Genomic DNA, 26,456 nt, shown 5'->3' with positions numbered 1-26,456 from the left:
TAAACAGACGCAAATACAACAACTAGGGATCTGGATTCCCGCATGAAGGAGTTATGCAATGAAAACCATGAAAAGCAAATTAGCAGTAGCTTTGATGGCAGCTGGCCTAAGCTTTAGTGCAGCTGCAGCAGATATTACCGTTGGCTACGCAGCTGACCCAGTATCACTTGACCCGCACGAGCAGCTGTCTGGTGGCACACTGCAAATGTCTCACATGGTGTTTGACCCTCTAGTACGTTTCACTCAAGAGATGGATTTTGAAGGCCGCCTAGCATCTAGCTGGGAGCGTGTTGATGAAACGACTTTCCGCTTCAACCTACGTAAAGGTGTGAAATTCCACTCTGGTAACGAACTGACTGCTGATGATGTTGTGTGGACTTTTGAACGTCTACAAGCTTCTCCAGACTTTAAGTCTATCTTCACGCCATACGAAAAAATGGTAAAAGTGGATGACTACACAGTTGAGCTAGTATCAAAAGCGGCTTACCCACTAGTACTACAAACAGCAACTTACATCTTCCCAATGGACAGCAAGTTCTACTCTGGCCAAACAGCGGAAGGTAAAGACAAGTCTGAGCTAGTTAAGCACGGTAACTCGTTTGCTTCGACTAACGTTTCAGGTACTGGTCCATTTATCGTAACGCAGCGTGAGCAAGGCGTTAAAGTAACGTTCGAGCGTTTCAACGATTACTGGGACACAGAAACTGAAGGCAACGTAGACAAGCTAACACTTGTGCCAATCAAAGAAGACGCGACACGTGTTGCAGCACTTCTTTCTGGCGACGTTGATATGATTCACCCAGTAGCACCAAACGATCACAAGCGTGTTAAAAACGCTAAGAACATCGATCTAGTGACGCTACCTGGTACTCGTATCATCACGTTCCAAATGAACCAAAACAGCAACGAAGCACTTAAAGATGTTCGCGTTCGTCAGGCGATTGTTCACGCAATCAACAACGAAGGTATCGTTAAGAAGATCATGAAAGGCTTCGCAACAGCAGCTGGTCAGCAAAGCCCAACAGGCTACGCGGGTCACAACGAAGACCTAGTTCCTCGTTACGATCTGAAAAAAGCGAAAGAGCTGATGAAAGAAGCGGGCTACGAAGATGGCTTTACGCTAACTATGATGGCTCCAAACAACCGTTACGTGAACGATGCGAAAGTAGCGCAAGCGTCTGCGGCAATGCTGTCTAAGATTGGTATCAAAGTTGATCTTAAAACTATGCCTAAAGCACAGTACTGGCCTGAGTTTGACCTATGTTCAGCAGACATGATGATGATCGGCTGGCACTCAGATACAGAAGATTCAGCTAACTTCAACGAGTTCCTAACTATGACTCGTAACGAAGAGACTGGCCGTGGTCAATACAACTGTTCTGGCTACTCAAACCCAGAAATGGATGCGATCGTAGAAGCTTCTAACACTGAAACTGACCCAGTTAAGCGTGCTGAAATGCTGAAAGGCGTTGAAGCAACACTTTACAACGACGCAGCATTCGTACCGCTACACTGGCAAAGTGAAGCGTGGGGCGCGAAGTCTAACGTTGGTGCAGCAGACGTAGTAAACCCAATGGTTATGCCTTACTTCGGCGACCTAGTTGTAAAATAATCTAGCTTGCTAGAATCGAGAGCCTGAAGCTTTTCAGGCTCTCAAATTATTAAGATATAGATTTAAGTTTCGGTATTTGGTCTTCCTTCAGTCTGGCTAAATACCTTTTTTAAGACTGAATTTTGTTATCTAGTCGCGGATTTCGACTAGATAGTCATGGATAGATAAGGGGCAAGGAATGGTTACGTTTCTGGTCAAGCGCCTGTTTCAGGCACTGATAGTGATGTTTGTGATCAGTTTGGTGGCGTTTGCCATTCAGGATAACCTGGGCGACCCGTTGCGTGAGTTAGTCGGTCAATCTGTTTCAGAATCGGAGCGTCAAGCGCTGCGTGATGAACTCGGCTTAAATGATCCCTTCATTACAAAATACACTCGCTTTGTGGGCGCAGCTCTACAAGGTGATCTTGGTACTTCATATTTCTTTAAACGCCCAGCTGTGGACGTAATCTTAGATAAACTAGTCGCAACGCTTGAGCTTGTGTTCGGCGCTTCTCTGATCATTGTTTGTCTGTCGATTCCACTTGGCGTTTATTCTGCAATACACCCAAAAAGCTTCTTCACTAAACTGGTGATGGCGGGCAGTAGTATCGGCATTTCTGTGCCTGTTTTCTTAACCGCAATCATGTTGATGTATGTATTCTCTATTGAGTTAGGTTGGCTGCCGTCGTTTGGACGTGGTGAGACCGCAAACTGGTTTGGCTGGGAGTCTGGTTTCTTAACGATAGATGGCCTTGCACACTTAGTGCTGCCGAGTATTGCTCTAGCATCTATCATGCTGCCTCTGTTCATTCGTCTAGTACGCTCTGAAATGCTAGAGGTTCTTAGCTCTGAATATATCAAGTTTGGTAAAGCAAAAGGTCTAGCGCTGAACAAGATTTACTACCAACACGCTTTGAAAAACACAATGCTGCCAGTACTAACGGTAGGCGGTGTTCAAATCGGTACTATGGTGGCTTACACCATTCTTACTGAAACTGTATTCCAGTGGCCGGGTACCGGCTTCCTATTCCTTGAAGCGATTAACCGAGTGGATACACCACTGATTACCGCATACGTTATCTTCGTTGGCCTGATCTTCGTAGTAACTAACACCATTGTTGACTTGCTATACGGCATCATTAACCCAACAGTGAACATCACAGGGAAAGGAGCATAATCATGGAACAAACAACAACAGCTCCATCTCGTTGGGAGCGATTCAAGCAGTCAGACATTCTGTACTACTTCTTACGTGACAAAGTGGCAATGGTGAGCTTCGCTATCTTTGCAGCTTTCCTTGTTATGGCATTAGCGGCACCTATTCTAGCGCCAACAGACCCGTATGACGTGACGTCTATCGACATCATGGATTCTGAGTTGCCACCATCTTGGATGGAAGACGGCGAAGAACGCTTCCTACTGGGTACTGATGAGCAGGGTCGTGACATCTTATCTACGATGCTTTACGGCTCGCGTCTGTCATTGACGATCGGTTTCCTAGCGGTAGGTCTTCAGCTGACTCTCGGTATCATCATTGGCTTGTCTGCAGGTTACTTCGGTGGTCGTATTGATAGCTTCCTGATGCGTTTTGCCGATGTTCAGCTTTCGTTCTCAACCATGATGGTTGCGATCATTGTCTCGGCCATCTTTAAGGCGAGTTTCGGTAGTGACTTCTACGCGCAATATGCGGTTGTTATGCTGGTGGTGATCATCGGTATTGCTGAATGGCCGCAGTATGCTCGTACGATTCGTGCATCGGTATTGGCAGAGAAGAAGAAAGAGTACGTAGAAGCGGCACGTGTGATGGGCTTTAGAGCGCCTCGCATCATGTTCCGCCATATTCTGCCTAACTGTTTATCACCGATTTTGGTTATCTCTACGGTACAGGTGGCAAATGCCATCATGTCAGAAGCGGCACTTTCTTTCCTCGGTTTAGGTCTTCCGGTAGACCAACCGTCACTCGGTGCCCTGATCAGTACTGGTTTTAACTACATTTTCTCAGGAGCATGGTGGATCACAGCATTCCCAGGTGTGCTTTTGGTAACATTGGTTCTCGTTATTAACCTATTAGGCGACTGGTTACGTGACGTGTTTAACCCGAAAATTTATAAAGGGTGATAGCCCGGTTTGATTTTTAGTAAAAAAAGTCACTAAATTAAGAGCCGTAAGCAATTACGGCTCTTTTTTTGCTTAATGGATCTGGAACTTAGTATTATTGACAGTGTCAATAATAGTTAAAATGGAATTCATGTTTTATCGACATAGATTCGGTAATAATTAGCCCGCAAGGGTTTAAGTGGTGGTTATGAAATTGACAATGAATGCTGTATGTCGTGCTGTGACGAGAAATTATCGTATGGGACTTATCGCTGCATCTCTTTTGGTATCGAGCCAAGTGAATGCAGAGTCGGTTCTATGTGATGCAACTCAGGCAAGCACCAACCAATTACCACAGCTAGAGCAATCATGTCCGATCGGTAAGGGCGTGTGGGGCAGTAAAGCACCAAAACGTCATTCAGATAACGAACTGTTTTGGGTTCAATGTGGCCTGCTGAACAAGCCTTTGTCACTGAGCCGAGCAAAGCCTCTGTATGAGAAGATCTCGACCAACGTTTGGATGAAGCCGGAAGGCGGAGACTACCGTTGCTTAATCGGACCTTATTCTACCTTCTCTGATGCGAGAAAAGACCTAGCTCAGGTGCGTAAGGTTTCTGGTTACGGTGAAGCCTTTATTCGTATGGTCGATAAGTCGAAAACCTCATCACAGCCTATTGTGGCAAAACCAGCAGAGCCAAAAGCGGTGACGCACAAGGCTCCTGCAAAAGTAGAAGCTAAGCCTGCACCGAAACCTGTGGCTACTAAGCAAGTGGCGGCGGTAGCGAGCGCTGCAGCAATTCAGACGCTACCAAGCGGTAACGCGAGTTCAGACAATGATCTAGAGATCGAGATTCGCGTGAAAGCAGACATTGCGGGTAGCCAATATGCTATTCCTTACCTTCTAGATCATCAACAACAGTTCTACATGGAGCAAGGTAAGCCTTGGAGCCGCCTAGATTACGATAGCGCTGAATTGGTGTGTAATCAGGTCAACATGAAGCTGATGAGTGAGAAGCAATGGCAAAGCATCTTGAGCTCAAAGGTTATGGAAAAACAGAACTGGCCAATGCATCTCCCTTATTGGGGCGCAGATAAGAAAGGTCTGTTTACCAACGGTAACGTCAACCAGTTGAAAGGTTCTTCATTGCTTAATGTGATGTGCGTTAAGTAACGACGACTGTTACCAAACCAAATAAGCCTCAGCCATTGCTGGGGCTTTGTTGTTTATACGCCTCTCTTTTTCGACATCGGTTCGACTTTTAGACACTCGTTCTTCAAGACGAATTTGATTAAAAATCGTTAAAAATTGTTCAAATAGCGCGGCTGATGCGTAGAAAACCATAACTCAAGCAATAAGGTGATTTTGAGATTATGAGTTTAAAGAAACGATTAGAAGACGTGGCTCCACGCTTTGAAGCCGGAGGGAAGTACGAAAAGCTCTACCCAGTGTATGAAGCTTTCGCGACAATATTCTATACACCCGGAAACGTAAACCGCGGTATAACCCATGTTCGTGACAGCATTGACCTAAAGCGCATCATGATTCTGGTATGGCTGGCGACTTTCCCGGCAATGTTCTGGGGGATGTATAACGTCGGACACCAAAGCGTCCTCGCATTAACCTCCAGCTATCAACTTAACGAACTTGCCTCGGTTATTGAAAGCAGCTGGCGTCTGTCGTGGGCATTTGGTGATGCGCAGTCATTGGTGGCAAGTGGCTGGGAAAGTCAGATGTTGCTTGGTGCACTCTATTTCCTACCCGTTTATGCCACGGTGTTTGTGGTAGGTGGCTTCTGGGAGGTTTTATTTGCCGTTGTACGAAAACATGAGGTGAATGAAGGTTTCTTTGTTAGCTCGGTACTATTCGCACTCATTCTTCCGCCAACCATCCCGCTTTGGCAAGCCGCTTTAGGTATCACCTTTGGTATCGTTGTCGCCAAAGAGCTGTTCGGTGGTACAGGACGAAACTTCTTGAACCCAGCCCTTGCAGGCCGCGCGTTTCTCTATTTCGCCTATCCAGCCAACATGTCGGGTGGGCTTGTGTGGGTTGCCGCTGACGGCTATTCAGGCGCGACACCGCTGAGTCAATGGTATGAAGGCGGCAGCACGTCACTCATCAATAACATGACTGGCGAGGCGATCACCTGGATGGATGCCTTTATCGGTAATATTCCAGGTTCGATGGGTGAGGTGTCGTCACTGCTGATCATGCTGACGGGGTTGATTTTGATTGTGATGAAGATAGCGTCTTGGCGCATTGTCGCCGGTGTGATTGTCGGCCTTGTCGTGACGTCGAGTTTACTGAACTGGATAGGGTCGGATACTAACTCGATGTTTTCGATGCCGTTTTACTGGCACTTTGTGTTGGGTGGTGTTGCCTTTGGTACCTTCTTCATGGCAACAGACCCTGTATCTGCCGCGTTTACCAATCAGAGTAAATGGGCCTATGGGATTTTGATCGGCGTGATGACGGTCGGTATTCGAGTGCTTAATCCAGCCTACCCAGAGGGCATTATGCTGGCTATCTTGTTCGCCAACCTGTTCGCTCCGCTATTCGACTTTGTAGTGAAAGAGCAGAACATTAAACGAAGACTTAAACGGACATCGCGCTAATCTAGGTGATTAAAAGTGAAAGTGACTCCCATAAGAAAGGCTTGCATTGATGCAAGCCTTTCAATTTTTATCGCGATTGATTTGAGGTTGATTTAACTCCACTTCAAATCAATCTCGAAAGGCTGTGTGCTACCACAATGCTCACCGCACATCTCGTCGTAGGCGCTGTTATGAACCAACATTGCTGATGCTACGCCTTGGTCACTAAAATGATCGCGTGCTTGGTTTACACTCAAAAACTTCATAGGATGCTGGTGGTCATCTTTAATTAATTGCTTTTGCTCGCCAATAACTTGGTAAGCCAAGTAGATCCCGCCTTCAAATGATTCAATTAGTAGATTCATAACAAACTCCATTGCTGTTCTAGATAGGTCTTTGTTTTGGTATCTACGTTGATAGTTGTTTGAAGGTTCATGTGGGGTCAAAATGAAAAAAACCAGAAGCACGGCTTCTGGTTTTTGATTAAGTCATCAAAATAACTCAGTGATTAGTTGATTTTCTGCATGATGCTAACGCGACCATCGGTGTTACCTGTGTTATCCATCTTACGACGGATCAGTAGGCCTTCATCCCAATTGGTACCCGCAGGTTGGTATTCCCACTTAACGAAGTATTCATCATTTGAGGTACAAGCAGCGCCTGCAACGTAATTGTCTTGGTCGCAGAAACGAACTACTGTGTTCAGTTCTGTCAGTGTCGCTTTTGAAGCTCGGTCTGTTTGACCAAACCACCAGTAATCGATAGCGCCTAACTCCGCGTAGGTTGCATCAAACTGCCCCATATCTTCTGGTGAAGATTGGCCGCCATTTTCGCTGTCACACTCAAAACCTGATGTAGTTACTTTTGTTGTGCCGAACACCATAGTACTCACTGCAACTTCGCCATTGTCACAGTACTCTTTCGTTTCCCATGTACCAGTGAAATCTACATAACGTTCAGAATCTTTTGTTGGAATTTCGTAGTAGTAAGCAACACGCTCTGTTACGCGAGGTTGAGGATTATTTGCGTCGCTCCCCAGTGTTTCTTTCTTAACAATCTCAGAATAAATGCCAGTTACAGGATCGAAAGAGCCAGAAGTCGTATCACGAATCCAGTTTGATGGGTCGCTGTCTTTATCTTTGTCATCCCAGACATTGTTTGCGGTGTAGTGATTCAAGTCAGATGCTTTTTGTACATCGAATGGCTTCCATCCCTCGATGTCTTCGGCTGTGAATTCTTCATCAGCGGTTTCTGATTGTGCCAAGTCTCGAAGTTTGTAGGCAAACGCGTCATTCAATACAAATTTGCTATCAGGTGTTACTGAGCCATTTGTTTGGTCTACAGTACCATCCTTGTTTGTATCACAACCTTGTAGTTTCGAGCTGTCTTCATCTATCCATTGATGAGCAGAGTTAGATACACATGTTAGGTATTGCTCAGCAAAGCTTTCTGATAATGAATAGTCGTTAGATCCTGCGAACATAGTGACTGATTCTGCAGAATTCACTTTGAACGTCATCTCGGTCATGCCGCGAGTACGCTCGAACATTTCTTCTTCCATTAGCTTGTCAGCGTGGACGTATATGAATTCGTTAGAGTTCTGGGTGACATCAATGTAACGAACGAATTTGCCAGCAGTGATAAATGGATTTGTAGAGTCATCACCGCGTTCCATTGATCCAAATGTATTTTCCATATGAGTTAATGCTTGTTCTTCAGAGGCAATATTAGCCGCATCTACATCCATCGTATCTAGGAAGTCAATCACGCTAGCGCGGTCATCAAGACTCAGATCTTTCATCTTCGCTAACGTAGCAGCATCAGGCTCACGCAACACATCTGGAATTGTCAGAATTTCATCTGAAGTGCTACCAAACTGGTTATCCAGAGACTGAAGTAAAATTGCTAGGTTAAGTGCACGAGCGTATTTACCCGCCGCTTCAAATGGAGTCAGTACATCACGGTTTGATGCTGCACCTACTTTTAAGCCGTTTTCGCCGCCAATGAAGAAGGTCACCGTGTCGCTAGTTTTAGCGGTAAATTCGCCTTCGCTATTTGTAACACCATTTAAGCCAGAACTGGTGTTGTAGTAGATACCTTCAACAGCGGCATCGATAAATTTGTTGGTTGTTGTTGATGGTTCTGTCGGTGTTGTGACACCTGAATTAGAACTGTCGCTACCACAACCTGTTAAAGCCACTGCAATCGCCGCTGCGAGAATACTCACTTTTTTCATTACTCGTACATCCTTTCTGTAATAGAGCTATTTGTTATTTTTATGCGTGTAATTTTATAGCGCGCGATTGTAGCGTGATCTTTCTTCCAAGTTAAGTGTGTAAAATGCTGTTCGGTTAATAAATATTCAAACCATACGGTAAAAAACACAAAAAGCCGACAGATGTCGGCTTTTCATAATATTTCTTTGACTTACAAAGGTTTAACGCATGGTAACAAACTCTTCGCTGCCCGTTGGGTGAATCGCCACAACAGAGTCGAAATCTGCTTTGGTTGCGCCCATCTTCATTGCAACGCCGAAGCCTTGAATCATTTCATCAACAGTGAAACCGATGCCGTGTAGGCCGACTACTGTCTCTTCTTCGCCAGCACATACTAGCTTCATCTTACAAGGTTGACGGTGCTTGGTTACTGCTGTGTACATAGCAGTGAAGCCAGACGTGTATACCTTGATGTTGTCTTTGCCGTACTTCTCTTCAGCTTCTTGAGTCGTTAGACCAATCGTGCCGATAGGTGGGTGGCTGAATACAACAGTAGGAACGAGCTTGTAGTCCATCTTCGCATTAGTTTGACCGTTGAATAGACGCTCAGAAAGCTGACGACCTGCTTTAACAGCAACAGGAGTTAGCTCTATACCGCCTTCCATTATGTCGCCAACACAGTAGATGCCAGGAACGTTGGTTGCTTGGAACTCGTCTACTTTGATGTAGCCACGGTCGTTAGTTGCAACGCCAGTTGATGCTAGGTTGATAGCGTCAGTTGCTGGGTGGCGACCGATAGCCCAGATTAGGTGGTCAACGTTTTGAGTGTTGCCGTTCTCTAGGTGTAGAGTCAGTGTGCCGTCTGCTTCTTTCACTACTTCTTTTGGAACAGAGTGTGTATGAAGTGTTGGGCCTTCCGCTTCCATTACTTCAACCAATGTCTCGATGATCATTGGGTCGAAGCTACGTAGTGGAGATTCTTTACGGCAGAACAGGTGTGTTTCTGTACCAAGCGCGCTTAGTACACCTGCGATCTCAACAGCAATGTAGCCCGCGCCGATAACAGCAACACGTTTAGGTTGCTCCATTAGGTCGAAGAAACCGTTTGAATCGATGCCGTATTCTGCGCCAGGGATGTTTGGAATGGTTGGACGACCACCTACTGCGATCAGAATATGATCAGCTGTGTAGTGTTCACCGTTAACTTCAACAGTCTTCTCGTCAACGAACTTAGCAAAGCCTTTGATTACGTTTACTTTGTTGTTACCAAGAACGCGATCGTAAGATTGGTGGATACGACCAATGTACGCTTGGCGGTTTTCTATTAATTTGCTCCAGTTGAAGCCTTTTACGTCAACGTCGAAGCCGTAATCTTCAGAGTATAGGTTGATCGCTTCAGCAACTTGAGCGCCGTGCCACATTACCTTTTTAGGAACACAACCAACGTTTACACAAGTACCACCAAGGTCTTGAGCTTCGATAAGTGCAACCTTTGCACCGTGCATTGCTGCGCGGTTTGCTGATGCGATGCCGCCTGAACCGCCGCCGATACAGATGTAATCAAAATGAGTCGCCATTACTTTCTCCATTTATTGAAGGTTGTAGTCACAGTGAGAGCACCGGATACCTACGTCCTATAGATTCTTAAATTGTCTAATTATTATATTGAGGGCAGATCGGTTGAACTCAATCTCCCTGTTTAAAATTTATTCGTCCACATCACAGTCTGTTGAAGATTCTTCAGTCTATGATGTGGACTCGAGATTACTCGGGTACGATCCACTCTACTTTGAAGTGACCGGTCGCTGGCGCAATTGCTTCCTTCAAGAATGGAAGAATCTCTTTCATTTGGCTTTCTAGCTTCCAAGGCGGGTTAATCACGATCATGCCTGATGCCGTCATGCCACGCTCGTTGGTGTCTGGTGATACGCCAAGTTCGATTTGTAGAATCTTGTTGATGCCTAAGCCTTCGAGACCTTCGATCATATCTTCGATATCACAGCGATTTACTACCGGGTACCAAATTGCGTAGATACCGGTTGCCCAGCGCTTGTGGCTTTGAGCGATTGCAGTCACGACATCACGGTACTCTTTTGCCAGCTCGTAAGGCGGGTCGATCAGTACTAAACCACGACGTTCTTTTGGTGGCAGGCTGCCCTTTAAGCGCTTAAAACCATCTTCTTTGTAGATAGATACCTGACGATCACGGTGGAACTCTTGCTCAAGCAGCGGGTGATCGGCTGGGTGAAGCTCAGTCAGTACCATGCGGTCTTGGTCACGCAGGTGTGCACGTGCAACACGTGGAGAACCCGGGTAGTAACGCAGTTTCTCGCCATTATTGAGAATGGAAATAGACTCAAGGTAGCTTTGAATGTCTTCAGGAAGGTCTGTTTGCTCCCACACACGAGCAATACCTTGCTTGTATTCACCGGTTTTTTCAGACCATTCATGCGTTAAGTCGTAACGACCTACACCAGAGTGAGTGTCATGATAAACAAAAGGCTTATCCTTTTGTTTCAAAGAATTAAGAATAAGGCTCTGTACGATATGCTTTACTACGTCGGCATGGTTACCTGCGTGGAAGCTGTGGCGATAACTTAACAAATTAAACTCTCGTAACACTCTCGAATTAGAGTGTGGTTAGTGTAGGTGGGGTTAATCAGACTATTATAACCCTCAATGGACCATAAATTCTCGAACAATTCAGGGACAGTCGTCAGCTATCTGCAGTTAGTTATTGGTTCTACTATTGAAATTTGCCTTTATGGGCACTATTTAATAACTATTCGCAGGTGATTTTTTAGGGCGAACTTTAGCCTGATGACTGTAAGACGACCTCATTACAAAAAAGACGAAAGTCTCTAAAGCCAAAGGAATGTTTATATGTCTAATCCGCTATTAACCTTCACGGACTTACCTCCGTTTTCACAGATCAAGCCAGAGCACGTAAAGCCTGCAGTTGAGCAAGTGATTGAAGCGTGTCGCAACAAGATAGAACAAGTACTTGAAGGTAATACTTCACCAAGCTGGGACAACCTAGTTGCTCCAATTGAAGAAGTGGATGATCGTTTAGGTCGCATTTGGTCACCTGTAAGCCATATGAACTCTGTCGTGAACAGTGACGAACTGCGTGAAGCGTATGAGAGCTGCTTACCTGTGCTATCTGAATACGGCACTTGGGTTGGCCAACACAAAGGCTTGTTCGAAGCGTATAAAGCGATCAAGGCGAGTGAAGCATTCTCTGCACTGAACCGAGCTCAACAAAAAACTATTACCGACGCACTGCGCGACTTTGAATTGTCGGGCATTGGCTTACCTGCAGATGAACAGCATCGTTACGGCGAGATCAGCAAGCGCCAGTCTGAGTTAGGCTCTCAATTCTCAAATAACGTGCTTGATGCAACCATGGGTTGGAGCAAGCAGATCACAGACGTAGCTGAGCTGGCAGGTATGCCTGAATCAGCACTGGCGGCAGCTCAAGCGGCGGCTGAGTCTAAAGAGCAAGAAGGCTACCTACTGACTTTAGATATCCCATCATACCTACCTGTGATGACCTACTGTGATAACCAAGAACTGCGTAAAGAGCTTTATGAAGCGTACGTAACGCGCGCTTCAGATCGCGGTCCAAACGCAGGTAAGTGGGACAACACTGAGATCATCACCGAGCAACTTAAGCTGCGCCACGAGATCGCGCGCATGCTTGGTTTCAGTACTTACAGCGAAAAATCACTGTCGACTAAGATGGCTGAGACGCCAGATCAGGTTCTTGGCTTCCTGAACGACCTAGCAGTAAAAGCAAAACCACAAGGTGAGCGTGAAGTTGAAGAGCTGCGTCAGTTTGCAGAGAAAGAGTTTGGTGTTTCTGAGCTAAACCTATGGGACATCGCTTACTACAGCGAAAAGCAGAAGCAGAACCTGTTCGAGATCTCTGATGAAGAGCTTCGCCCATACTTCCCTGAATCGAATGTGGTTTCAGGCCTGTTTGAGGTACTGAACCGCGTGTTTGGTATGTCGGTAACAGAGCGTCAAGGCGTAGACACTTGGCATGAGTCAGTGCGTTTCTTTGATATCTTTGATGCGACTGGAACACTGCGTGGTAGCTTCTACCTAGATCTATACGCACGTGAACACAAACGTGGTGGCGCTTGGATGGATGACTGTCGTGGTCGTCGCATTACCGAATCTGGCGAGCTACAGACCCCGGTTGCTTACCTAACGTGTAACTTCAATAAGCCAGTTGGTGATAAGCCAGCACTGTTTACTCACGATGAAGTGGTGACCTTGTTCCACGAATTCGGCCACGGTATCCACCACATGCTAACGCAAGTAGAAGCGGGCGCAGTTGCGGGTATCAATGGTGTGCCTTGGGATGCGGTTGAGCTACCAAGTCAGTTCCTAGAAAACTGGTGTTGGGAAGAAGAAGCGCTGTCGTTCATCTCTGGTCACTTCGAAACGGGTGAAGCGCTACCAAAAGAGATGCTAGAGAAGATGCTAGCGGCGAAGAACTTCCAATCTGCGATGTTTATCCTGCGTCAGCTAGAGCTTGGTTTGTTCGATTTCACGCTACACACAGAATACGACCCTGAAGTGGGTGCTCGCGTACTAGAAACGCTAGCGGATGTTAAGTCTAAGGTGTCGGTACTGCCAAGCCTAGATTGGAACCGTTTCTCACACAGCTTTGGTCACATCTTTGCTGGTGGTTACAGCGCGGGCTACTACAGCTACCTGTGGGCAGAAGTGCTATCGGCAGATGCGTTCTCAGCATTTGAAGAAGAGGGTATCTTCAACACTGAAACGGGTAATCGCTTCCTGAACAACATCCTTGAAATGGGTGGCAGTGAAGAGCCAATGGAGCTGTTCAAACGCTTCCGTGGTCGTGAGCCACAAATCGACGCAATGCTGCGCCACGCGGGAATCAACGCATAATCACGGTAACTATCTAGTTTATTGCGAAAAGAGCCTCTAGTTAGAGGCTCTTTTTTTGTCTGTGCGTTATGCCAAGCAAGGCGAATCAATGTTATGGATTCACATTGCGGTTGATAGGGTTCTGCAATGAAATCAGTGTCTCTGTCGACTGAACTTCATCGATCGCTTGCAGCTTATCGATCAATACAAACTGCAGCTCTTCTATCGACTTACACATCAGCTTTACAAAGATATTGTAAGCACCAGTGGTGTAGTACGCCTCAACCACTTCGTCTAAGGCATTCAGCTTAGCGATCGCCGAGTGGTAATCTTTGGCAGCATTAAGGTTGATGCCAATAAAGCAACACACGTCGTAACCCAGTTTTTTGGTGTTTACCACAACTTCCGTTCGCTCGATAATGTCTGCCGATCTCATCTTTTCGATGCGAACGTGAATCGTCGCAGGGCTGACATCGAACTGCTTTGCCATTTCAGCGTAAGGAGTTCGTGCATCTTCCATCAAGGTTTTGAGAATGGCACGGTCTAGATCATCTAGACGAGCTGTGGTTGTGGACATGCATAATCCTTAGGTTGAATGAAAAACATACCGGCTTGAGTACACATCATAGCCAAGGGTGATAATATTAGCAGTAACTATAGGGTTAGGGTGAATTCAGTGCGATTTTCGTTATTTTTTATTGTGATGTGTTGGAGTGTTTTTGCTTCAGCTCAGGCAAAAGATGTGTTGGTTATTCACTCTTATCATCAAGGCTTTTTCTGGACAGATGATTTCCATAAAGGACTATCTGATGAGCTCGATCGCGATGGGTTATCTTACCGGGTTGTTTATCTCGATACCAAGCGAACTCAAAACGCTGAATACTTAGAGCGAATTTATCAGCTATACCGCACTAAGCTGTCGCATGAAGAGTTTGCCGCTGTAGTCGTCAGTGATAATAACGCCCTCAATCTGATGAAACGCTTAGCGCCCGAACTCAATGGCACGCCCGTTATTTTTGGTGGCATCAACAATTTTTCTCCGCAAATGATTGAAGGCTTGCACGCAACCGGTATCACTGAAGATATTGATATGGCGAGCAATATTGAGCTGATCAATCGACTTCAATCGACGGTTAAAAAAGTTTACGTGGTTACCGATCACTCGGTAACGGGTGAAGCTATTCGCGCTCAAGTGGATTTATTTCTACAAAAACGCCCTGAGTTTTCTGGGATGGTGGAGCAATATACGCCTGATTCTTATCAAGAACTGATGACGTTCGCGCAACGCGCTGATCTAACTAAAAGCTTGTTGTTCTGGGCCTACTACCGCGACATCAATGGTCGGGTCAGCAGCAAAGAAGACTGGCGTCAGCTCAACAAAAAAACTCAGATGCCATTGTATATTGTGCATGATTTAGGACTTGGGTTTGGTGCGATTGGTGGCGTGATCCACAGTGGAGAAACGCAAGGTCGAGACACGGGGCGCGTGCTGTTGAGCGTGCTGAACAATCCTAAGGCTCCATTGCCATTGGTGGTTGCTGGCGCGCCAGAAATCAAACTCGATTACCAACAGATCTCACGTTGGGATTTGGGTGCAGAGAATGAAGCCTCAGTAACCTTCCTCAATAAGCCGAAGTCATTCTTAATGCGCTATCGTGATGAAATTCGCACCATCGGTTTAATGTTCTTGAGCATGTCGTGTGTTATCGCGGTGTTGGTGTATTACCTTAACCGTCTGAAGAAGAGCGAACGTGCAAGTCGCCAAAGCCAACGACTGTTGGAGTCGATATTTGATCAGAGCCTGCAATTTATGGGCATCATTGATAAGGGTGGCGTGCTGCTGTCGAGTAACAGCAAGTTACATGAGCTGCTTTATAATCAAGGCTATAAACTGGGAACGCCGCTGCAACAACACCAACATTGGGAAAGTTCTGCGCGAGAAGTGCTAGCCGAATATTTCATCGCAAAAAGTGAGCACCCAGCCTTACGATTTGAAGCCGAGGTGTGGTGTCGAGATCGCGGTGCGATGGTGTTGGATATTTCATTGAAGCCGATGCCGGGCAGTGAAGACGAAGACATTCAGTTTCTCTTTGAGGCGCGCGACGTGACCTCACGTAAGCTTGCTGAGAATAAGCTGTTCCAACGTGAAGCAAACTTGAAGCTGTATTACGACAAACAGCCGGTGATGATGATTACGCTCGATGGCAATAATCGCATTCAACAAGTGAACCAGTTTGCCGAAGAGCTTTTGGGATACCCTCTCGATCAGTTGTTGGGCCATCGCCCTAGAGAATTCTATGTTGATGAGAACGCGATGATTCCTCGTCATATCTTGCTGCAACCTCAGCATAAGATTCGTGGTGTGTGGCGTCGTGATATCGAATATCGCCATGCCGACGGCAGCAAGAGCTGGATTCGTGAAAATATCCGCCCGTTGGTGGAGTCTGATCAGCTGTTGATTGTGGGTGAAGACATCACCGAAACGCACGAGCTTTCTGAAAAGCTAGAGTATCAGGCTCGCTATGACCTACTGACTGACACCTTTAACCGCAACCACTTTGAGCAAGAGCTGCAAAAGGCGCTGAAAGAGGTTGAGAGCCACATGCGAACTCACGCAATGTTGTTCCTAGATTTGGATCAGCTGAAAGTGCTGAACGATACCGCAGGACATGAAGCGGGTGATGCTGCGATCTTGTTTAGCGCCAAACTGCTAGAAGACGTACTGCCTTACAATGCGGTGTTAGCGCGAATGGGTGGTGATGAGTTTGCTGTGCTGATGAAAGACTGTACTGAACGAGATGCGGTGAATGTGTGTCGCAGTATTATCTCGATGATGAGTGAGAATCCATTCTTGTGGGATGATATTCGACTCAACCTGACGTGCTCTATCGGTATTCGATTGATCGACCATACAGCAGCTTCACCACAGATGGTGCACGCTCAGGCGGATGCAGCTTGTCATGCCGCTAAAGAAGAAGGTCGCAATCGCTATCATCTTTACCATCAAGATGATGAAGACCTGCGTCGTCGCCATCTTGAGATGGAGTGCGTTAACCTAGTGCATGAGGCCTTGGCTAACGATCGCTTAGAGTTGTTTGCGCAGCGAATTCTTGGCCTAGATGAAGACAGCGATAAAATGCACTTTGAAATCTTGGTCCGCATCAAGAACATCCAAGGGGAATACATCTCCCCGGGGATCTTCATGCCAGCCTCAGAGCGTTATAACATCGCGCATTTGATTGACCGCCAAGTCGTCACTCAAACCTTGGGTTGGTTGGAGCAACGCCCTGAGGTTATTGAGGAACTGGGGATGTGTTCAATCAATCTTTCCGGTCACTCGATGGGTAACCGTGAGTTTGTCGAATTTTTGATAGATAGCCTGAGCGATTCATCGATACCGTGTCATAAGATTTGTTTAGAGATCACCGAAACAGCGGCCATGAGTAACATGAAGCAGGCGATCAAGTTCTTCACTCGAATCAAAGAGCTTGGCTGCATGATTGCATTGGATGATTTTGGCTCAGGGCTATCGTCATTTGGCTATCTGAAAAAGCTGCCTGTCGATATTGTGAAGATCGATGGCTTGTTTGTACGTGATATTGATGTGAATGAGATGGACCATGTGATGGTTCGCTCGATCAATGATCTTGCCAAGCAGATGGGCAAGCACACCGTGGCTGAGTTCGTTGAAAATACCCAGATTATCGACAAGCTTATCGAACTGGGTGTGAACTACGCGCAGGGCTACATCATAGGGCGACCTAAGCCACTCGCAGAGCTTGTTGAAGAGTTAAGACAAGAGCGAGAGACAGAGCCATTGGTTTAGGTAAGCCGACTTTAGCTGGGAATACTTTTCACCGCTAATATGTATTGTTGAGGCAATCAGGTAAACTGGTTGCCTCTTTTGTTTTGAATACTACTGTCTGTTGGAGACGACCTTGCAACTACAACTGATTTGCGAAGATGCTACCCAAATCGATCATTTGAATGACTTAGCGACCCGCTGGAACTTATCTCATGATGAAAGCTGCGATTTTGCTTTGGTACTGACTAGTGAGCGACTTGAGCTACGTAAAGTCGATGAGCCCAAGCTTGGCGCTATCTTTGTTGATTTAGTGGGAGGCGCAGTTGGTCACCGACGTAAGTTTGGCGGTGGTAAAGGTCAGGCGATTGCCAAAGCAGCTGGTTTAAACAAAGGCGCAACGCCAACTATTCTTGATGGTACTGCAGGCTTAGGGCGCGATGCGTTTGTGTTGGCTTCTCTAGGTTGTAAGGTGCAAATGGTCGAGCGTCACCCCGTTGTGGCCGCACTGCTTGATGATGGCTTGCAGCGAGCGCAACAAGACCCAGATATCGGTGGTTGGGTAACTGAACGCATGAAGTTGATTCACGCATCCAGTCACGATGCTTTAGACAAGCTCAGTAACGATCCTGACTTTGAACAACCTGATGTGGTGTACCTCGACCCTATGTACCCACACCCAGAGAACAAAAAGAAATCGGCTCTGGTCAAAAAAGAGATGCGCGTATTCCAATCTTTGGTGGGTGCCGATCTGGATGCTGATGGCCTATTTGAGCCAGCGATGAAGTTGGCATCGAAGCGAGTTGTGGTTAAAAGACCGGATTACGCAGCTTGGTTAGACGAGCAAAAACCGAGCATGGCGATCGAAACCAAAAAGAACCGTTTTGACGTCTATGTGAAAGCATCAATGACTTAATTGAAGCATCAATAACTTAGATACACGCTAAGAAAATTTCCCGTCATAAATACGATAAATTGCCATTTAACACTTGCGATAGTCGCGTTACAGATGTATATCTAACTAAGAATCATTATTATTCTTAGCTGGAGTTGAAGCATGGCTAAACGCTTTTGTAAGTTAAACCGTCGAGATATCACCGAACACTTGGGCGAGATCCACAGCTTGGTGACTGAACCTAAGTTCGTGTGTCGTTCTTGCGCGCGTTCTTCGGCGGATCAAGCGAATCTATGCAAACCCACCGCAATTCCACCTCTTGGTTGTCAAAACAAACCCGTTGAAGAGAAAGTCGCATGCGGCCTGCTAGCGGAAACATTACCTGCACCAGAACTGTCGCTTGCGGAAATCAACGAGGCAATTGAACCGAGCGTACAAATGTTCGATCCAGCCGCCGCTGATATGGCCCCTGAGCTTGCCAAAAAAGAAGCCGCACAGAAAAAAGCCAAGCTGAAAAAACTGATGGCGAAGGCGAGCGGTGATGAGAAAGCTGAACTCAAACAAGCGAAGAAAGCGGCTAAGAAACAAGAGAAGTACAATAAGAAACTGGCGAAGATGATTAAGAAGCAGCAAAAGCTGTTTAAGAAAAGTCAGAAGCTGGAAAGTGAATTGGAACGAATCAACCTACAACTTGATGATGTTGCCTTCACTGAAACCAAGACTCAGGTAGTGAGCCACAATCAAATTCACTGAAGTTGATTTGAATGGTTTATTGCTACAGCGATGATTTAAAAAGAGCGACCTTAGGTCGCTCTTTTGCTTTTTGGGGTTATCCGAGCTGACTCATGTAGCTCGTTCAAATCAGCTAAGCGTTGCTTGCGGATCTTGCTACGCGCTTCTTCACCCACGTCTCATTGACGAATAAAGAGAATAAGATAACGGCGCCACCAATAGACAAGCGAACCAAATCGACATCTCTGTTCCAAATCAGGATATTCACCACCAGACCAGCAGGAACCAAGGCATTGTTCATCACTGCCAGCGCGCCAGCATTCACCATGCACGCGCCTTTATTCCACATAAAGTAACCCAGCCCCGACGCAATCAAGCCAAGGTAGATCAGGATTCCCCATTGAAGTGTGGTGGTGGGCAGTTTCTCTGGGTTGCCTAGTAGCATGAAAGCCACTGACGCGACACATAGCGCCCCTAAGTAGAAGTAACCAAATACGGTTCGCTGAGGCAACTCGGTCGATTCCTTCTCCATCACCACCTTGTAGCCCACCTGACCAATAGCAAAGCACAGGTTCGCGCCTTGCACGACGAGGAAGCCGACTAAAAAGTTTTCGTTAATACCTGCGAACTTAATGAATACCGCGCCCAATACCGCAATTGCCGCTGTCACTAGGTACCACGGAGAGAATTGCCCTTTGAGAAAGTCATAAATAAGCGTGACGTAAATTGGGGTAAAGACAGTAAACAAAAGGACTTCAGGAACGGATAGCAGTAAGAAAGACTGATAGTAGAAGCAGTACATCAGGCCAAGCTGGATACCACCAATTGCCATCAATTTAGCGATCAGCTTACGCGATACGCCGCGAAACTTTAGGAAAGGAAGAAATACGACGCCAGCAAGGGCAACACGCATTAAAACAGAGAACCAAGAATCAACCTGACCCGCAAGGTAAACGCCGATCAGGCTAAAGGAGAAGGCCCATAGGAGGGTAACACCAGCTAAATAGCTCATAGTAAAACTTCGTTAATAAGATATGAGCTGTATGTTACCTAACCTTAAATCATTAGTCTTCTGAATCTCTTAGAGGCACGACCAGCATATCAACCGGAGAGGCGTTGATCAGTTGGCGTGTTGAAGAGAGCAGCTTGCTCCAAAAGTCTTGATGGTGACCGCAAACCACGAGATCAACATTGAACTCGTTGATGGTGTCACACAGCTCATGACTCAAATCACCACTGCCTACTAGGGTATGGGTGATCGGGTATTGGGCGTGCTCCGCAAAATTTTGCAGCTGAATACGAGACGCTTCCATCGCGTTGTGCTGGGTTTCGGCCATGTTGATATCAATCAGGCCGGTATACAGCTCTGCGTAGTTAATATCGATATGGATAAAAGAGACTTTGGCTTCCAATGGCTTAGCCAATGCTACCGCTTTATCCACAATTAATTTGCTGTCTTCTGATAAATCGACCGCGACCAAAATATGTTTGTAACTCATATCGCTACCTCCTTTATTCATTGTCTGATTTAAGATTAGCACTATGCGATGGTTTTTTTTGCTGAAGTGATCTCATATCCACTGTCTTGCGTAATGACAGCTCGAAATATTGGTTAACTAATGGCCTGCGAGATATTCATTAAATAGTGATATAGTAGAGAAAATTGAGGATGTAATTAGGAGTCTTAAATGCTGTCAAAAACTATGGTTGAGCAACTGAATGATCAAATTAACCTAGAATTTTTCTCATCCAATCTATACTTACAAATGAGTGCTTGGTGTGAAGACAAAGGATTTGAAGGTGCAGCAGAGTTTCTGCGTGTTCATGCAGTAGAAGAAATGGAACATATGCAGCGTCTTTTCACTTACGTAAGTGAAACAGGTGCAATGCCAATTCTAGGTGCGATTGAAGCGCCAAAACATGAATTTGATAGCCTTGGTGCTGTGTTCCGTGAAACTTATGAACATGAGCAAATGATTACTCAAAAGATCAACAAACTGGCTCACGTTGCTTTCAGCACACAAGATTACTCAACCTTTAACTTCCTGCAATGGTACGTTGCAGAGCAACACGAAGAAGAGAAGTTGTTTAAAGGTGTATTGGATAAGCTAGAGCTTGTTGGTGAAGACGGTAAAGCACTGTTCTTTATTGATAAAGACCTAGCGCAATTGGCAAAAGATGGTTCATCTTCAATTATGGAAGCTCCTGCCGTTTAGGTAGTACGGGAAAGACACTGATTATCTTTTTCTTTTGAGTTTTCTTATGAAGATGTAGGGAGGAAAGGATGATCAGCGGCGACACTATTCTATTTGCACTAATGGTTGTGACTTGCGTGAACTGGGCGCGATATTTTACTGCGCTAAGAACACTCATTTATATAATGCGAGAAGCACATCCTCTACTTTATCAACAAGTAGACGGAGGCGGTTTTTTCACAACCCATGGCAATATGACCAAACAGGTTCGCCTGTTCAGTTACATCAAAAGCAAAGAGTATCACCATCATCATGACGAAGTTTTTACTTCGAAGTGCGATCGCGTAAGACAGTTATTCATACTCTCTTCCGCTCTGCTAGGTGTAACCTTGCTGTCTTCTTTCATCGTCTGAGTTTTTAGTACGTGTGAAGTAGAGCTTAGGTTCTGGTGTGAAGCTTCGGTTGTTGGTTCGCTAAGTTAAGTAGTGGTTTTGCTGCTGTCTGCTAATTGTACAATTGAACATCAATTGCAAAGTTTAAAATTGCCGCTAAAATAGCGAGCAATTAGTAAGGATGTGCTGTTTATGCACATCCTTTTTTATTGATGGCATTTCGAGAACAGGGTGTACTCGGGCTGCAAAAGTGAAGAAAAGCAGAACCACATGAGTGAAAAATTTGATGTAATCGTAATTGGTGCGGGCGCCGCAGGCTTAATGTGTGCTGCGGAAGCTGGTAAACGTGGCCGACGAGTGCTGGTGGTTGATCATGCAAAGAAACCAGGCAGAAAAATTTTAATCTCAGGTGGCGGTCGTTGCAACTTCACTAACTATGATGTTTCAGCCAACAACTTCCTGTGTGACAACCCTCATTTCGTGAAGTCAGCTTTATCTCAATACACCAACTGGGATTTTATCTCGATGGTCAGCAAGTACGGCATTGAGTTCGAAGAGCGCGATCACGGCCAGTTGTTCTGTGTCAATGACCACACCGCAAAAGACATTGTGAGCATGCTGCTTGACGAGTGTAAGCAAGCGAAAGTCGAACAACGCTACCGTTGTGATGTTCACTCTATCGAAAAAACAGATGCTGGCTTCAAGATGCACCTCAATACCGACGAAGTTGAGTGTGACTCGCTAGTTGTCGCGACAGGTGGTTTGTCGATGCCTAAGCTGGGCGCAACGCCATTTGGCTATAAGATTGCCGAGCAATTTGGTTTGTCTGTGATGCCGACTACTGCGGGTTTGGTGCCATTTACTCTGCATAAAGAAGACAAAGAAGCCTTTGCTGAGCTTTCAGGAATCGCGATTCCTGCCGAGATCACCGCGCAAGACGGCACCTTATTCAAAGAAGCGTTGCTGTTTACCCACCGCGGCTTATCTGGTCCTTCGGTATTGCAAATTTCTTCGTTCTGGAAAGCGGGTCAATCGGTTTCGATTAATCTAGTACCAGAAGTGGACGTTGCTGAACTACTTGAAAACTCTCGAGAGAAACACCCAAATCAGAGCCTGAAAAACACCTTAGCGAAAGCATTACCAAAGCGTTTTGTAGAAGTACTGATTGACCGCAAAGAGCTTGAAGACAAGCCGCTCAAGCAGTTCAATGAAAAACAGCTGAATGACATTGTAGAGCATTTAGAGAACTGGAAAATTGCGCCAAACGGCACGGAAGGTTACCGAACAGCGGAAGTGACTCTAGGCGGTGTGGACACCAATCATCTATCTTCAAAAACCATGGAATGTAAGACGGTTTCTGGCCTCTACTTCATCGGTGAAGTAATGGACGTAACAGGTTGGTTAGGCGGCTATAATTTCCAATGGTGTTGGAGTTCTGGCTTTGCAGCAGGTCAGTGGGTTTAAGCTTACCCATAGATTCTAAATTATATAAAAATGGCGAGTCATACGACTCGCCATTTTTGTATCTAACATTGTGTACTAGCTCTAGATTCGACTTTATTGATAGCTTTTCGCTCTCAATCGAATCTTTTAGCGCTTATTTACGCAGCTTTGTTTTTTGAAAACTTGATCTGTTGAATCACCAAACCAGCAATAATCAGCACTAAACCAAACAGTGTTGCAGGGTGAATCTCTTCGCCAATGATGGTGGAAAGTAGCATCAGTGAGATAAATGGCGAGGCAAAAATTAGGTTGCTGATACGCGCCGTATTGTTGGTTAGCTTGAGTGCTGATAACCATAATACAAAGGTAATGCCCATCTCGAACAGACCAACGTAAGTCACCGCCATCCAACCCTTCGCCGTAATTTGGCTAAAGCTTTCGCCCTCAAAAAGGGTTAAACCGATCGCGAAAGGTAATGCCACTAAGAAACCAAGCAGTACGCCAACCACTGGGTCAGCCTTGTTTTTGGTGTTGAGAATCCAATATCCTGCCCAAAGCAGAGTAGAAAGCAGCGCCAGTGCCACACCGAGTGGGCTATCGAACTGCATGCCTAACACATCGCCTTTGGTGGCAATAACTACCACACCCGCATAGCTGAAGGTACACGCAATCCAATCTTGCTTACGAATCTTTTGCCCCAGAAAAACCGCCGCCATTAAGGTTAGCGTGATAGCCCAGCTGTAGTTGATGGCTTGAGCTTGAGAAGCGGGCAACAGGTCGTAGGCTTTGAATAGAATCAGGTAATAAGCCAATGGGTTAACCAAGCCGAGCAGCAGGTAATACCAAGGGTTTGAAAGGAACGTTGTACTCAGCTGAGAGAGCTTACCTTGAAAGGCGCAGACTGCGATCAGCGCAATCGACGACACAATACTGGCAATGGTCAGCATTTGAATCGGTGAAAACTCAGCAAGGGTCAGCTTAAAAGCAGTAGCGACCGTTGACCACAGCAGTACTGCGGAAAGGCCAAAGCCCAAGGCACGATGTTCGTTCATGGCAACTCATTCTAATTTGATGGGACAGAATACGGAGCGCCTAGTCTATCTGTCGAATTTTAATACGGCAAACTGGACATTTATCCAGTATCAAAATACCATTTAATGAGTTATTTCAAATTAGGCTAAATCATTATCATGCAATGGATTATCGAACATCAGGCAACGCTTATTGCTGCAATTTCTGGCGCGCTCGTCAGCGGCGGTGTCGTGGGTTGGTGGATTAAACAGAAGCTCTCTTTTCAGCAGCGATTGCTCGAGCAGCAGCTAGAGTCCGATCGTTTGTTGCATGAATCTCAGCAAGCTCAGCTCAAAGCATCACTCGCAGAGGCGCAACAAGAGCTCGATGAGTTAGATGATGACCGAGACAAAGCGGCATTCGAGCTCAAGCAGGCGCACGGTAAGGTGATGGCTGCAATGGAAAAACTGCGCTACTTTGAGGCGGTAAAGCAAGAGCGCCAGCAGTACGCTGATGAGATTAATGTGCTTAAAGATCATAAGTCTGAATTAGAAGCCGAGCTGCGCGAGCAAGAAGCAAGGCATGACCAAGAAAACCTCGCCAATAGCGAAAAGCTGCAGTTGCTAGAGCAAGCTGAATCACGACTTAAGCAGCAGTTTGAATTGTTAGCGAACCAACTGTTTGAAACCAAAACCGCCAAGGTCGATCAGCAGAATAAGCAGAGCCTAGAAGGTTTGTTGTCTCCACTAAGAGAGCAGTTGGAAGGCTTTAAGAAACAAGTGAACGACAGCTTCAGCCAAGAAGCCAAAGAGCGTCATACTTTGGTGCATGAGCTTAAAAACCTGCAGCGTCTTAATGAGAGTATGACGCGTGAAGCGGTGAACCTGACTCAAGCGCTAAAGGGTGACAACAAACAACAAGGTAACTGGGGCGAGGTGGTACTGGCTCGCGTGCTTGCTGAATCAGGACTGCGCGAAGGCCACGAATACCAAACGCAAGTGAACCTGCAAAACGATGCGGGCAAGCGTTATCAACCGGATGTGATTGTGCATCTGCCACAAGACAAGCAAGTGGTGGTCGATTCAAAAATGGCGCTGGTGGCATTTGAACGCTATTTCAATGCCGAAACCGATCAGCAACGCGATGCTGCATTGCGCGATCACTTGGTGTCACTGCGAGCGCACATCAAAGGCTTGAGCCAGAAAGATTATCATCAGCTCAAAGGCATACAGAGTCTGGATTACGTGTTGATGTTTATCCCGGTTGAACCAGCATTCCAAGTGGCGATTCAGGCGGATCCTAGCTTGGTGAAAGATGCGATGGAGCAAAATATCATCTTGGTCAGCCCAACGACCTTGCTGGTGGCACTGCGTACCATTGATAACCTGTGGCGTAATGAAAGACAGAACCAGAACGCTCAAGTCATCGCAGAGCGTGCAAGTAAGCTTTACGACAAACTGCGCTTGTTTGTGGATGATATGGAAGGCCTTGGTAGCTCGTTAGATAGAGCCAACCAAAGCTATCAAGGTGCGATGAATAAGCTAGTAACAGGCCGTGGCAACGTGATTCGTCAGGCCGAAAGCTTCAAGCAATTGGGTGTTGAAGTGAAGAAACCGATCTCGATTGGTTTGGCTGAAATGGCGCAAAATGAGGCTTTTTCAGAAAATGCCTCCTTAGTAGAAAGACAACCTGCTGAGGATAAAGTAAACTAATCGGCCGCAGCGCCTCTAAACACAAAGAGCGCTGTCGATGAGAACTTACCATGGTAGATAACAGCATTATGGACACAAGCGTGCAGACAAATTCAGCAGTAGAGTCAGAAACCACACACTTTGGTTTCGAAACAGTCGCAAAAGACGAAAAAGTCGCGAAAGTAGCAGAGGTATTTCACTCTGTAGCCGCTAAATACGACATCATGAATGACTTAATGTCGGGTGGTGTTCACCGCTTGTGGAAGCGATTCACGATTGATTGCAGTGGCGTTCGCCCTGGTCAGCGTATCCTAGATCTTGGTGGTGGTACTGGCGACCTTACTGCGAAATTCTCGCGTATCGTTGGTGAAAAAGGCCACGTGGTTCTTGCTGATATCAACAACTCAATGCTGAATGTTGGCCGTGATAAGCTGCGTGATAGCGGTATTGTTGGTAACGTACATTACGTTCAAGCAAACGCTGAAGAGCTGCCTTTCCCAGACAACTACTTCGATTGCATTACGATCAGCTTCTGTCTGCGTAACGTAACCGATAAAGACCAAGCGCTGCGTTCTATGTACCGCGTACTTAAGCCGGGTGGCCGTCTGTTGGTTCTTGAGTTTTCTAAGCCAGTGCTTGAGCCACTATCAAAGGTTTACGATGCCTACTCTTTCCACCTGTTGCCAAAAATGGGTGAGCTGATTGCCAACGACGCAGACAGCTATCGTTACCTTGCAGAATCAATCCGCATGCACCCTAACCAAGAAACCTTGGAAGGCATGATGCAAGACGCGGGTTTCGAGAATACTAAATACTTCAACCTAACGGGCGGCATTGTTGCGCTGCACCGCGGTTACAAGTTCTAGTCGAACTTGGTAGTAGGCTCTTAGGGCG

At 46.1% G+C, this 26,456-nt stretch carries 22 protein-coding genes; 14 read left to right on the top strand and 8 right to left on the bottom strand.

Annotated features, from left to right (window positions below; translation table 11 throughout):
* Positions 1 to 58 precede the first annotated feature (58 nt).
* The 5 genes from F0229_RS04230 (at position 59) to F0229_RS04210 (ending at position 6,301) form a co-directional block, all read left to right on the top strand.
* Positions 59 to 1,612 (top strand): ABC transporter substrate-binding protein, encoded by a 1,554-nt coding sequence (locus tag F0229_RS04230; protein ID WP_017060133.1) that lies wholly within the window; start codon positions 59 to 61, stop codon positions 1,610 to 1,612.
* A gap of 178 nt (positions 1,613 to 1,790) precedes the next feature.
* Positions 1,791 to 2,768, top strand: coding sequence for an ABC transporter permease (locus F0229_RS04225; protein ID WP_008218600.1), 978 nt, complete (start codon positions 1,791 to 1,793; stop codon positions 2,766 to 2,768).
* 2 nt (positions 2,769 to 2,770) lie between these two features.
* A complete protein-coding gene (locus F0229_RS04220; protein ID WP_017060135.1) occupies positions 2,771 to 3,709 on the top strand; it encodes an ABC transporter permease in 939 nt (312 codons plus the stop codon).
* Positions 3,710 to 3,896: 187 nt separating this feature from the next.
* Positions 3,897 to 4,859, top strand: a complete 963-nt coding sequence (locus F0229_RS04215) for an SPOR domain-containing protein (protein ID WP_029235875.1) — start codon at positions 3,897 to 3,899, stop codon at positions 4,857 to 4,859.
* 200 nt (positions 4,860 to 5,059) lie between these two features.
* Positions 5,060 to 6,301: an NADH:ubiquinone reductase (Na(+)-transporting) subunit B gene (locus F0229_RS04210; protein WP_102320134.1), complete on the top strand. Its 1,242-nt coding sequence runs from the start codon at positions 5,060 to 5,062 to the stop codon at positions 6,299 to 6,301.
* 92 nt (positions 6,302 to 6,393) lie between these two features.
* Here F0229_RS04210 and F0229_RS04205 read toward each other — a convergent pair whose 3' ends face one another.
* From F0229_RS04205 to F0229_RS04190, 4 genes are all read right to left on the bottom strand, one after another.
* On the bottom strand, positions 6,394 to 6,747 hold the full coding sequence (locus F0229_RS04205; protein WP_277815879.1) for a DUF6482 family protein: 354 nt from the start codon (positions 6,745 to 6,747) through the stop codon (positions 6,394 to 6,396).
* A gap of 41 nt (positions 6,748 to 6,788) precedes the next feature.
* On the bottom strand, positions 6,789 to 8,516 hold the full coding sequence (locus F0229_RS04200) for a hypothetical protein (protein ID WP_171732315.1): 1,728 nt from the start codon (positions 8,514 to 8,516) through the stop codon (positions 6,789 to 6,791).
* 201 nt (positions 8,517 to 8,717) lie between these two features.
* On the bottom strand, positions 8,718 to 10,073 hold the full coding sequence (gorA, locus tag F0229_RS04195; protein WP_171732314.1) for a glutathione-disulfide reductase: 1,356 nt from the start codon (positions 10,071 to 10,073) through the stop codon (positions 8,718 to 8,720).
* A 187-nt stretch (positions 10,074 to 10,260) separates the two neighbouring features.
* Positions 10,261 to 11,100, bottom strand: a complete 840-nt coding sequence (locus tag F0229_RS04190) for a 23S rRNA (adenine(2030)-N(6))-methyltransferase RlmJ (protein ID WP_017060143.1) — start codon at positions 11,098 to 11,100, stop codon at positions 10,261 to 10,263.
* Between the two features lie 279 nt (positions 11,101 to 11,379).
* On the opposite strand from F0229_RS04190, the gene prlC reads away from it, so the two are divergent.
* Positions 11,380 to 13,422, top strand: coding sequence for an oligopeptidase A (prlC, locus tag F0229_RS04185; RefSeq protein WP_171732313.1), 2,043 nt, complete (start codon positions 11,380 to 11,382; stop codon positions 13,420 to 13,422).
* Positions 13,423 to 13,513: 91 nt separating this feature from the next.
* Here prlC and asnC read toward each other — a convergent pair whose 3' ends face one another.
* Entirely contained in the window at positions 13,514 to 13,978 is a 465-nt protein-coding gene (gene asnC, locus F0229_RS04180; protein WP_008218581.1) for a transcriptional regulator AsnC, read from the bottom strand.
* A 126-nt stretch (positions 13,979 to 14,104) separates the two neighbouring features.
* Here asnC and F0229_RS04175 point away from each other — a divergent pair, with 126 nt between their 5' ends.
* The 3 genes from F0229_RS04175 to F0229_RS04165 all read left to right on the top strand — a co-directional run bounded on the left by F0229_RS04175 (position 14,105) and on the right by F0229_RS04165 (position 18,851).
* The gene (locus F0229_RS04175; RefSeq protein WP_171732322.1) at positions 14,105 to 17,227 is read left to right on the top strand and encodes an EAL domain-containing protein; all 3,123 of its coding nucleotides are present in this window, start codon (positions 14,105 to 14,107) and stop codon (positions 17,225 to 17,227) included.
* A gap of 112 nt (positions 17,228 to 17,339) precedes the next feature.
* Positions 17,340 to 18,119 (top strand): class I SAM-dependent methyltransferase, encoded by a 780-nt coding sequence (locus F0229_RS04170; protein ID WP_171732312.1) that lies wholly within the window; start codon positions 17,340 to 17,342, stop codon positions 18,117 to 18,119.
* 141 nt (positions 18,120 to 18,260) lie between these two features.
* Positions 18,261 to 18,851, top strand: a complete 591-nt coding sequence (locus tag F0229_RS04165; protein WP_017060147.1) for a hypothetical protein — start codon at positions 18,261 to 18,263, stop codon at positions 18,849 to 18,851.
* 112 nt (positions 18,852 to 18,963) lie between these two features.
* On the opposite strand, the gene F0229_RS04160 is transcribed toward F0229_RS04165, so the two are convergent.
* Positions 18,964 to 19,842 (bottom strand): carboxylate/amino acid/amine transporter, encoded by an 879-nt coding sequence (locus tag F0229_RS04160; RefSeq protein WP_017060148.1) that lies wholly within the window; start codon positions 19,840 to 19,842, stop codon positions 18,964 to 18,966.
* A gap of 52 nt (positions 19,843 to 19,894) precedes the next feature.
* Positions 19,895 to 20,329: a universal stress protein UspA gene (gene uspA / locus F0229_RS04155; RefSeq protein WP_017060149.1), complete on the bottom strand. Its 435-nt coding sequence runs from the start codon at positions 20,327 to 20,329 to the stop codon at positions 19,895 to 19,897.
* 189 nt (positions 20,330 to 20,518) lie between these two features.
* Between uspA and ftnA the strand changes: the two genes are divergently transcribed.
* The 3 genes from ftnA (at position 20,519) to F0229_RS04140 (ending at position 22,881) form a co-directional block, all read left to right on the top strand.
* Positions 20,519 to 21,046, top strand: coding sequence for a non-heme ferritin (gene ftnA / locus F0229_RS04150; protein ID WP_004735556.1), 528 nt, complete (start codon positions 20,519 to 20,521; stop codon positions 21,044 to 21,046).
* A 68-nt stretch (positions 21,047 to 21,114) separates the two neighbouring features.
* Complete coding sequence (gene uspB, locus F0229_RS04145) at positions 21,115 to 21,438, top strand: universal stress protein UspB (protein WP_009848060.1); 324 nt, start codon at positions 21,115 to 21,117, stop codon at positions 21,436 to 21,438.
* 249 nt (positions 21,439 to 21,687) lie between these two features.
* The gene (locus tag F0229_RS04140) at positions 21,688 to 22,881 is read left to right on the top strand and encodes an NAD(P)/FAD-dependent oxidoreductase (protein ID WP_171732311.1); all 1,194 of its coding nucleotides are present in this window, start codon (positions 21,688 to 21,690) and stop codon (positions 22,879 to 22,881) included.
* Positions 22,882 to 23,018: 137 nt separating this feature from the next.
* Here the strand turns inward: F0229_RS04140 and F0229_RS04135 are convergent, their stop codons facing one another.
* Positions 23,019 to 23,912 carry a DMT family transporter gene (locus tag F0229_RS04135; RefSeq protein ID WP_171732310.1) on the bottom strand — a complete coding sequence of 298 codons (894 nt, stop codon included), beginning with the start codon at positions 23,910 to 23,912 and terminating at the stop codon, positions 23,019 to 23,021.
* Positions 23,913 to 24,050: 138 nt separating this feature from the next.
* Between F0229_RS04135 and rmuC the strand changes: the two genes are divergently transcribed.
* Complete coding sequence (gene rmuC / locus F0229_RS04130) at positions 24,051 to 25,583, top strand: DNA recombination protein RmuC (RefSeq protein ID WP_171732309.1); 1,533 nt, start codon at positions 24,051 to 24,053, stop codon at positions 25,581 to 25,583.
* Positions 25,584 to 25,648: 65 nt separating this feature from the next.
* On the top strand, positions 25,649 to 26,428 hold the full coding sequence (gene ubiE, locus F0229_RS04125) for a bifunctional demethylmenaquinone methyltransferase/2-methoxy-6-polyprenyl-1,4-benzoquinol methylase UbiE (RefSeq protein ID WP_029235100.1): 780 nt from the start codon (positions 25,649 to 25,651) through the stop codon (positions 26,426 to 26,428).
* Positions 26,429 to 26,456: the final 28 nt, after the last annotated feature.

Origin of the sequence: Vibrio sp. AIC-3, assembly GCF_013114515.1 — a bacterium.
GTDB lineage: Bacteria > Pseudomonadota > Gammaproteobacteria > Enterobacterales > Vibrionaceae > Vibrio > Vibrio crassostreae_C.
Note: the sequence above shows the minus strand (reverse complement) of the source record. Positions and strands in the feature narration are given on the sequence as shown.

What these genes read in the sequence shown, in the direction of transcription:
- F0229_RS04200 (WP_171732315.1), bottom strand. Translation starts at nt 8,516, where the DNA reads ATGAAAAAAGTGAGTATTCTCGCAGCGGCGATTGCAGTGGCTTTAACA.
- asnC (WP_008218581.1), bottom strand. Translation starts at nt 13,978, where the DNA reads ATGTCCACAACCACAGCTCGTCTAGATGATCTAGACCGTGCCATTCTC.
- F0229_RS04135 (WP_171732310.1), bottom strand. Translation starts at nt 23,912, where the DNA reads ATGAACGAACATCGTGCCTTGGGCTTTGGCCTTTCCGCAGTACTGCTG.
- uspB (WP_009848060.1), top strand. Translation starts at nt 21,115, where the DNA reads ATGATCAGCGGCGACACTATTCTATTTGCACTAATGGTTGTGACTTGC.
- F0229_RS04210 (WP_102320134.1), top strand. Translation starts at nt 5,060, where the DNA reads ATGAGTTTAAAGAAACGATTAGAAGACGTGGCTCCACGCTTTGAAGCC.
- gorA (WP_171732314.1), bottom strand. Translation starts at nt 10,073, where the DNA reads ATGGCGACTCATTTTGATTACATCTGTATCGGCGGCGGTTCAGGCGGC.
- F0229_RS04165 (WP_017060147.1), top strand. Translation starts at nt 18,261, where the DNA reads ATGGCTAAACGCTTTTGTAAGTTAAACCGTCGAGATATCACCGAACAC.
- F0229_RS04175 (WP_171732322.1), top strand. Translation starts at nt 14,105, where the DNA reads ATGTGTTGGAGTGTTTTTGCTTCAGCTCAGGCAAAAGATGTGTTGGTT.
- rmuC (WP_171732309.1), top strand. Translation starts at nt 24,051, where the DNA reads ATGCAATGGATTATCGAACATCAGGCAACGCTTATTGCTGCAATTTCT.
- F0229_RS04230 (WP_017060133.1), top strand. Translation starts at nt 59, where the DNA reads ATGAAAACCATGAAAAGCAAATTAGCAGTAGCTTTGATGGCAGCTGGC.
- F0229_RS04160 (WP_017060148.1), bottom strand. Translation starts at nt 19,842, where the DNA reads ATGAGCTATTTAGCTGGTGTTACCCTCCTATGGGCCTTCTCCTTTAGC.
- F0229_RS04220 (WP_017060135.1), top strand. Translation starts at nt 2,771, where the DNA reads ATGGAACAAACAACAACAGCTCCATCTCGTTGGGAGCGATTCAAGCAG.
- F0229_RS04215 (WP_029235875.1), top strand. Translation starts at nt 3,897, where the DNA reads ATGAAATTGACAATGAATGCTGTATGTCGTGCTGTGACGAGAAATTAT.
- F0229_RS04225 (WP_008218600.1), top strand. Translation starts at nt 1,791, where the DNA reads ATGGTTACGTTTCTGGTCAAGCGCCTGTTTCAGGCACTGATAGTGATG.
- ftnA (WP_004735556.1), top strand. Translation starts at nt 20,519, where the DNA reads ATGCTGTCAAAAACTATGGTTGAGCAACTGAATGATCAAATTAACCTA.
- uspA (WP_017060149.1), bottom strand. Translation starts at nt 20,329, where the DNA reads ATGAGTTACAAACATATTTTGGTCGCGGTCGATTTATCAGAAGACAGC.
- prlC (WP_171732313.1), top strand. Translation starts at nt 11,380, where the DNA reads ATGTCTAATCCGCTATTAACCTTCACGGACTTACCTCCGTTTTCACAG.
- F0229_RS04140 (WP_171732311.1), top strand. Translation starts at nt 21,688, where the DNA reads ATGAGTGAAAAATTTGATGTAATCGTAATTGGTGCGGGCGCCGCAGGC.